The organism is Porphyromonas somerae DSM 23386 (genome assembly GCF_000372405.1).
GTDB lineage: Bacteria > Bacteroidota > Bacteroidia > Bacteroidales > Porphyromonadaceae > Porphyromonas_A > Porphyromonas_A somerae.
On record NZ_AQVC01000086.1, the window covers coordinates 1 to 2,254 of the forward strand.

Annotated in this window: 3 protein-coding genes; all 3 read right to left on the reverse strand. The window is 39.5% G+C overall.

The features are described 5' to 3' along the window. Positions 1-480: hypothetical protein (locus A3GK_RS0110055; RefSeq protein WP_018029317.1), on the reverse strand; the 480-nt coding region annotated here is incomplete at its 3' end. 295 nt (positions 481-775) lie between these two features. Next, positions 776-1,255, reverse strand: coding sequence for a hypothetical protein (locus A3GK_RS0110065; protein WP_018029319.1), 480 nt, complete (start codon positions 1,253-1,255; stop codon positions 776-778). 2 nt (positions 1,256-1,257) lie between these two features. After that, a complete protein-coding gene (locus A3GK_RS11785; protein ID WP_018029320.1) occupies positions 1,258-2,082 on the reverse strand; it encodes an RHS repeat domain-containing protein in 825 nt (274 codons plus the stop codon). Positions 2,083-2,254: the final 172 nt, after the last annotated feature.

Here is a 2,254-nt window from a genome sequence, read left to right on the forward strand (position 1 = left end):
TCCAAACAACTCCATTGCCCGCTCATAAGATACGGTTTCTATAATCGATAGTTTTAATTTGCCATCTTCAGCAGGTAACCAAAGATTTTCAATTAGGAATAAACGCATATCCTCGATTAAATCTTCTGCGACAGGCTTTAACGTAGGTAGTTTACTCTTATACTTTTTGATATTCTCTACAAAGAACGGAAAAAAATGCTTGCCCATAATTAGACGTTGCATAGATACATTGGTCTTATATGAATTGAACTCATTCAATGCTATTATGAGATCCATGCCTAGCCATCGATCTTCTTTATAGAATCTGACTTTTGACCTAATCCCCCGTGTAGTGTACAATGCCCTAAAGCAGAAACCAAAATCAAAATCTATTTGATTGTATTTAGTTTCTATTATTGAAGAAAATTTCAGAAGTTCTTCGCTAATCTCGGAAACCTTTACGTAGCCGGGTGAATCAATTTGAATACTTATTCTTTCCATGTTTAATGATAGCATTTATTTCCAGCTGGTTTATAACCATACTGCTTTTCAAATTTCTTGCCACCGGGGAGCATACGCCCCAGCTCAAAGCCCAGACTGTCATACTCGTGCCTGCTCTCAAAGCGACCCGGGACTTCCGCCTGTCCTGCCGAGAAGCAGGTCAGTTCCCCGAACTCATTGCGCTCGTAGGTAAGGTCGGCGTACTTCCTTATAGGAGGTGTCGGTAAAATGGTAGAACAGGTCCTCGCCGATGTCCCAGATATAATACCTTCCATCCTCACCAAAGCGGGATACATCACTCTCTATTTAGATGAACAACCCTATTGGGTATAAAGACCGTTGCTTCATCTCCGATGGTTTCAAATACCCACTCATTCCATTGTTTATCTTTCCAACACTGTTTTTTGAGTTTTCTGAATAGGGATTGCACTTCTTTTTTTAACTCTGGGAACTCATTACCAGCAAAATAAGCTAAACGACCTTGAACGTATACATTTTCGTCTCTGATTTTTGAAGGTGTGTATTCAACAACAGGGCTATCATAAATAGAAATGGACAATTTACCTGACAAAGTATTTATTTGAGTAGCCAATTTTTCACAAGTTAAATAAATTTCAAAAGGCATTTTAGGAAAGTCTTCTGTTTCTTTTATTATACTTTTATTCTCTCCGAAATAATCCCTTGCATAAAGAGAGCCAAACCTATCTAAAAGCTCTTGCCTTATAATTTGCTCCCCTTTTTCATCTGCAAAATAATTAAATTGTATTGAACTCATAATTAACCATAACTATTTTTTCTATGTTTTTTACTTGGCACTTTCCAGTCATCGGCTTTATCGGGGTCTATAAGTGTTACCCGTCCCTTTTTATCGTGGAAAACTATCCTTACATCATCGCCCAAAGCCTCCCTAATATCCATAATCGCTCCTCGCTCTCTTGAAGACGGTCTAAATCCTCCACGAGTACGCATATCTCCGATTTGATGTACTTCAATTATATCTTCTACATCATTCCTTACTACTAAATCACCAAATCTTGATTGTCCATTATTTAATTTTATCTGCCCTTCTGCTTCTACACTTTTGCCTAAACCTTTTAAATCATCTCGTAATTGGTCTTGAATACTCCTGTGTAGAGTACCACCACGACCGCTTAACCCAAACGGGTCTATCCAACTATTGGAATCGTGAATGTATGCGTAAAGTTGCATACCTCCTTGTAAATCTATGGGGTCTTGGCATATGTAATTTCCTGTATTCGGGTCATAGTACCTGAACCTGTTGTATGCCAGTTTGATTTCTTCGTCATAGTACTGTCCTTGGAAAAGGAACGGTATCTTGACGTAGTCCTTGTAGGAAGTATAGTTCATCGACCTTTCCTCAATGACCTTTCCGTTCATGTCCAGCCTACGGTACCATACTTCCTCGCCCTTCTCGTTGTATGCCTCCACGGGCGTACCCAGATGGTCGGTCACGATGGAGTATGCCTTGCCGTCCTGGAACAGAGCCAAGGGCACGAAACTCTCTTCCTCGAAGAGCCATGTCCTGAGGTCCTTTTGGTATTCTTCTATCTCCCCCTGCTCATTGCATATCTGCTTTGACATACCTCAATATGATACCTCAGAATTTTGAAGATTCCATTTTTTATCTGTGAGAATATATTTTGCTGAAAGTTTAGTACCTTCTTCGACCGTCCATACTAAATCTTGAACTTTTTGCCCTTCCTCATTTTCAGAGAATACTTTTTGTTTAGGATTTCCAAACAACTCCATTGCC

What these genes read in the sequence shown, in the direction of transcription:
- A3GK_RS0110065 (WP_018029319.1), bottom strand. Translation starts at nt 1,255, where the DNA reads ATGAGTTCAATACAATTTAATTATTTTGCAGATGAAAAAGGGGAGCAA.
- A3GK_RS11785 (WP_018029320.1), bottom strand. Translation starts at nt 2,082, where the DNA reads ATGTCAAAGCAGATATGCAATGAGCAGGGGGAGATAGAAGAATACCAA.